Source organism: Piscinibacter sp. (assembly GCF_050175855.1).
Taxonomy (GTDB): Bacteria; Pseudomonadota; Gammaproteobacteria; order Burkholderiales; family Burkholderiaceae_C; genus Piscinibacter.
Genome location: NZ_JBFXIO010000395.1, coordinates 1 through 4,557, shown reverse-complemented (window position 1 = coordinate 4,557; position 4,557 = coordinate 1). Strand labels below are relative to the sequence as shown.

General features: G+C 70.3%; 4 protein-coding genes. 1 reads left to right on the top strand and 3 read right to left on the bottom strand.

Annotation, left to right across the window (positions count from 1 at the left end):
* The 3 genes from bchB to bchF form a co-directional block, all read right to left on the bottom strand.
* Positions 1–1,254: ferredoxin:protochlorophyllide reductase (ATP-dependent) subunit B (gene bchB / locus AB7U92_RS22325; RefSeq protein ID WP_428582229.1), on the bottom strand; the 1,254-nt coding region annotated here is incomplete at its 3' end.
* A 21-nt stretch (positions 1,255–1,275) separates the two neighbouring features.
* Entirely contained in the window at positions 1,276–2,565 is a 1,290-nt protein-coding gene (locus tag AB7U92_RS22320; RefSeq protein WP_428582227.1) for a ferredoxin:protochlorophyllide reductase (ATP-dependent) subunit N, read from the bottom strand.
* On the bottom strand, positions 2,562–3,074 hold the full coding sequence (bchF, locus tag AB7U92_RS22315; protein WP_428582225.1) for a 2-vinyl bacteriochlorophyllide hydratase: 513 nt from the start codon (positions 3,072–3,074) through the stop codon (positions 2,562–2,564). The genes AB7U92_RS22320 and bchF overlap by 4 nt, the downstream gene beginning before the upstream one ends.
* A gap of 382 nt (positions 3,075–3,456) precedes the next feature.
* Here bchF and AB7U92_RS22310 point away from each other — a divergent pair, with 382 nt between their 5' ends.
* The gene (locus AB7U92_RS22310) at positions 3,457–4,359 is read left to right on the top strand and encodes a cobalamin B12-binding domain-containing protein (RefSeq protein ID WP_428582223.1); all 903 of its coding nucleotides are present in this window, start codon (positions 3,457–3,459) and stop codon (positions 4,357–4,359) included.
* The last annotated feature ends 198 nt before the right edge of the window (positions 4,360–4,557 follow it).

Sequence of the window (4,557 nt, the reverse complement as noted above, 5' to 3'; positions counted from 1 at the left end):
CGGGTGCACCCAGGTGTCGAACAGCACGTTCGCGCCCTCGAAGCCCATCTGCGGCGAGTAGCGCGCCGGGAAGTCCTGCACGTGCACGGGCGCCGAGATCACCGCGCAGGGCACGCCCAGGCGCTTGGCGATGTGGCGCTCCATCTGCGTGCCGAGCACCAGCTCGGGGTGCAGCTCGGCCACCTTGGCCTCGACCTCGAGGTAGTCGTCGGTGATCAGCGGCTCGACGCCGTAGAGCTTGGCGGCTTCGCGGATCTCGCGGGCGAACTCGCGGCTGTAGGTGCCCAGGCCGACCACCTGGAAGCCGAGCTCCTGCGAGGCCACGCGCGCCGCGGCGACGGCATGCGTGGCGTCGCCGAACACGAACACGCGCTTGCCCGTGAGGTAGGTGGAGTCGACCGAGCGGCTGTACCAGGTGGCCCGGGAGGTCTCGCGATCCAGTGCGGCCCGAGCGTCGAGCCCAGCGAGCGCGGCCACTTCGGCGATGAAGTCGCGCGTCGCGCCGGTGCCGATCGGCACGGTGCGGGTGAAGGGCTGGCCGAATGTGCGCTGCAGCCACAGCGCGGCCGTCGACGCGGTCTCGGGGTAGAGCACCACGTTGAAGTCGGCATCGGGCAGGCGTGCGAGGTCGTCCGGGCTGGCACCGGCCGGCGCGACCACCGACACCTCGACGCCCATGCGCTCGAGCAGGCCGCGGATCTCGCGCACGTCGTCGCGGTGGCGGAAGCCCAGTGCGGTGGGCCCGAGCAGGTTGCAGCGTGGCACCTGGCCGGCAGGGCGCTGCGGCTTCGGCGCGCCCGGCGCCGGCAGGCGCGGCGTGCACATGGTCCGCACGATGCGATAGAAGGTCTCGGCCGCGCCCCAGTTCTCCTTGCGCTGGTACGACGGCAGCTCCAGCGGCACGACCGGCATCGACAGGCCGAGCGTGGAGGCCAGGCCGCCCGGGTCGTCCTGGATCAATTCGGCCGTGCACGATGCACCGACCAGCAGGGCCTTGGGCTGGAATCTTTCGCAGGCCTCGCGCGCCGCCGTCTTGAACAGTTCGGCGGTATCGCCGCCCAGGTCACGCGCCTGGAAGGTGGTGTAGGTGACCGGCGGGCGCTTCGGCAGTCGCTCGATCATCGTGAACAGCAGGTCGGCATAGGTGTCGCCCTGCGGGGCATGCAGCACGTAGTGCACGTCGCGCATCGCGGTGGCGATGCGCATCGCGCCGACGTGCGGGGGGCCTTCGTAGGTCCAGAGCGTGAGCTGCATGGTCTGCTTCTCGTGCGCCGCTCAGGCGGCCAGCTTCGCGCGGCGCACCAGCGGCCGCGCGAACAGTTCGGCGAGGTCGGCGGCCTGGTCGTAGCCGTGCACCGGGGTGAAGACCAGCTCGATCGCCCACTTGGTCGTCACGCCCTCGGCCTCCAGCGGGTTGGCCAGGCCAAGGCCGCAGACCACGATGTCGGGGCGGATGTCGCGGCAGCGGTCGAGCTGGCGTTCGACATCCTGGCCTTCGGAGAGTACGGTGCCTTCGGGCAGCAGCGCCAGCTCGTGGCCGAGCAGCTGGCGGTGCAGGTAGGGCGTGCCGACCTCGGTGAGCTTCATGCCCAGTTCGCGGGCGAGGAAGCGCGCGATCGGCGGCTCGAGCTGCGAGTCGGGGAAGAAGAAGATGCTGCGCCCCTCGAGCAGGCTGCGGTGGCGCTGCAGCGCGATGCGCGCACGCTCGCGACCCGGCGCGGTGACCGCCTCGAAGTGCGCCGGCGCGACGCCGAAGGCCTCGGCGGCCGCGCGCAGCCAGGCCGTGGTGCCCTCGGCGCCGAAGGGGAAGGGCGCCGCCAGGTGCCGCGCGCCGCGCGCTTCGAGCTGCCGCGCGGTGTCGGCCAGGAAGGGCTGGGCGAGCAGGAAGCGCGTGCGCGGGCCGATCGCCGGCAGCTGGATCGAGCGGCGCGGCGGGAAGAACTGGACGTCGGCGATGCCGAGCTCGCGCAGCAGCCGCGCGAACTGGTCCTCGACCACGTCGGGCAGCGAACCGACCACGAGCAGCGACTCGGGTTCGTTCGGCGCGCACTCGGGCATCTCGGGCACCCAGGCCGCGAGGCAGGCGTCTTCGCCCTGCGTGAAGGTGGTCTCGATGCCGCTGCCGGAGTAGTTCAGCACCCGCGTGGTGGGGCGGTGGATGCCATCCAGCCGCTGCGCGGCGCGGTGCAGGTCGAGCTTGATCACCTCCGATGGGCAGGAGCCGACCAGGAACAGCGTGCGGATCTCGGGCCGGCGCTCGAGGAGGCGGTTGACGACGCGATCGAGCTCGTCGTGGCAGTCGGCCAGGCCGGCGAGGTCGCGCTCGTCGATGATCGCGGTGGCGAAGCGCGGCTCGGCGAAGATCATCACGCCCGCGGCCGACTGGATCAGGTGCGCGCAGGTGCGTGAACCGACGACGAGGAAAAAGGCGTCCTGCACCTTGCGGTGCAGCCAGATGATGCCGGTCAGGCCGCAGAACACCTCGCGCTGGCCACGCTCGCGCAGCACCGGCGAAGTGGAGCAGCCGCCCGAGGGCACGGCGCGGATCGGGATCGGGGCGTTCATGCGCGCGCCCCCTGCAGCGTGGCGCCCTCGTGCGCCTGCTGCAGCCGCGCGGCGCGCAGCTTGAGCAGGAACTGTCCCGCGTTGATCACGTAGGTGGCGTACGCGGCCAGCGCCAGCCAGGCCAGGCCGCGGCCGTCGAGCGCGTGCGTGGCCCAGCACCACAGGTAGGCGGTGTGCAGCGCCAGCACCAGCATGCTGAACACGTCTTCCCAGTAGAAGGCCGGCGCGAACAGCCAGCGGCCGAACACCACCTTCTCCCAGATGCTGCCGGTGACCATGATCAGGTACAGCAGCGACGTCTTCACCACCACCGACCACATCGCGGCCTGCTCGCCCGCACCGCTGGCGAGGTAGCGCAGCAGCAGCACCAGGCTGACCAGGAAGGCGAGGAACTGCACCGGGGCGAGAACGCCCTGAACAAGCGTCCAGATCGAGGCGTCCCTGCGAGCGCGCTCTTCCGGGCTGTACAGCTGGGGACCGGGTGTGGTGCCGGGCCGGCGCGATGCCATTCGGAAGACTCCCTGCGGTTGCGAATGAAAGGGAGACTAGGCTTTTCGCGATAGGGTGTCAATCGAGACAGACGTAAACCAAGCTTGACAGTCTTGCCGGCGGCGCCGATCATGCCTGCAGGCAAAGAGCGGGGCGTGCCGGGCTGTCCTGGACAAGGGCGGAGGGCGCTTGTCCAGCCTCATTGACGGTTGGGAGGAGGCAGAGTACAAGGGCGAAGACCCACCTACTGCATCCAAGAAGGAACAGAGCCGACGAGACAAGAAGACATCCGCTGCATCCCGAGCATTGGCGAAGCGCTACAGCAGTCTGGTTCGCCCCTCCAACGCCCTCGAGCAGTCGTTCCGACAACGAAGACGAGACACGCTGGAAGAGGAGAACGCGATGCAAGGAAGCTCGCACACGGGAGCGGCACCGTCCGACGGTCCCGACAACCTGCTGGCCTGGGGTGGCGACGCCGCCATGCCGCCGGCCGATCTGTTCATGCGTGCCGCGCTGTCGCGCGAAGCGCGGGCGGCCTACCTGGCCCGAACCCTGGAGCACGAGATCATCCCGCGCCTCGTCGAGGCGCACCGCGCCGACGCGGCGGGCGATGCCTGCAACGATGCGCTCAGCGGCAGGATCGCGCAGGCCGACGTGGAGCGCTTCACCGAAAGCCTGGTGCGTGGCGACGAGCCGGCCCTCATGGAGGCCCTGTCGGTGTGGCGCGAGCGCGGCCTGAGCGTCGAGCAGCTGCTCGTCGACCTCCTCGCGCCGTCGGCCCGGCACCTCGGCCACATGTGGTGCGAGGACCTGTGCTACTTCACCGACGTGACCATCGGTCTCGGGCGGCTGCAGAGAATGATGCGAGAATTGAGCCCGGCCTTCGGCACCGAGGTGGCTCATCCGCCCAATGGACGTCGCGCGCTGCTGGTCCGCGCGCCGGGCGAGCAGCACAGCTTCGGCCTGTCGATGGTCGCCGAGTTCTTCCGTCGTGCCGGCTGGGAAGTGGTGTCTGCAGGCGAAGGCGAGGACACCGATCCGGTCACGGCGGTGCGGCGCGAGTGGTTCGACGTGGTGGGTTTCTCGGCCGGCAGCGAAGCGCGGCTGGACTGGTTGCCTGCCTGCATCGCCGCCGTGCGTCGCGCCTCGTGCCACCGGGAAATCGCCGTGCTGGTGGGCGGCCCGGTGTTCACGTTGCGCCCGCATCTGGCGCGGCAGGTGGGGGCCGATGCCACGGCGTCCGACGGGAGCGAGGCACCGGGTTTGGCCGAGAGCTTGCTTGCCGGCCGTGTGAAGCGCAGTTGAAACCTCGTCCAGCCGCTGGACGTTGACGTGACATGAGAACAACGGCCCGTATCGGCGGCAACGACCAGGAGCAGTGCCTGTGAAGCGGCGCTCGACCCCGCGCACCATGGTGGGGGAACTCGACGCCCCGACCGTCCAGCGCGTGGTGGCCGCTGCCAGCGACGTCGCCCTTCTGCTCGATCCGCACGGCGTGATCCA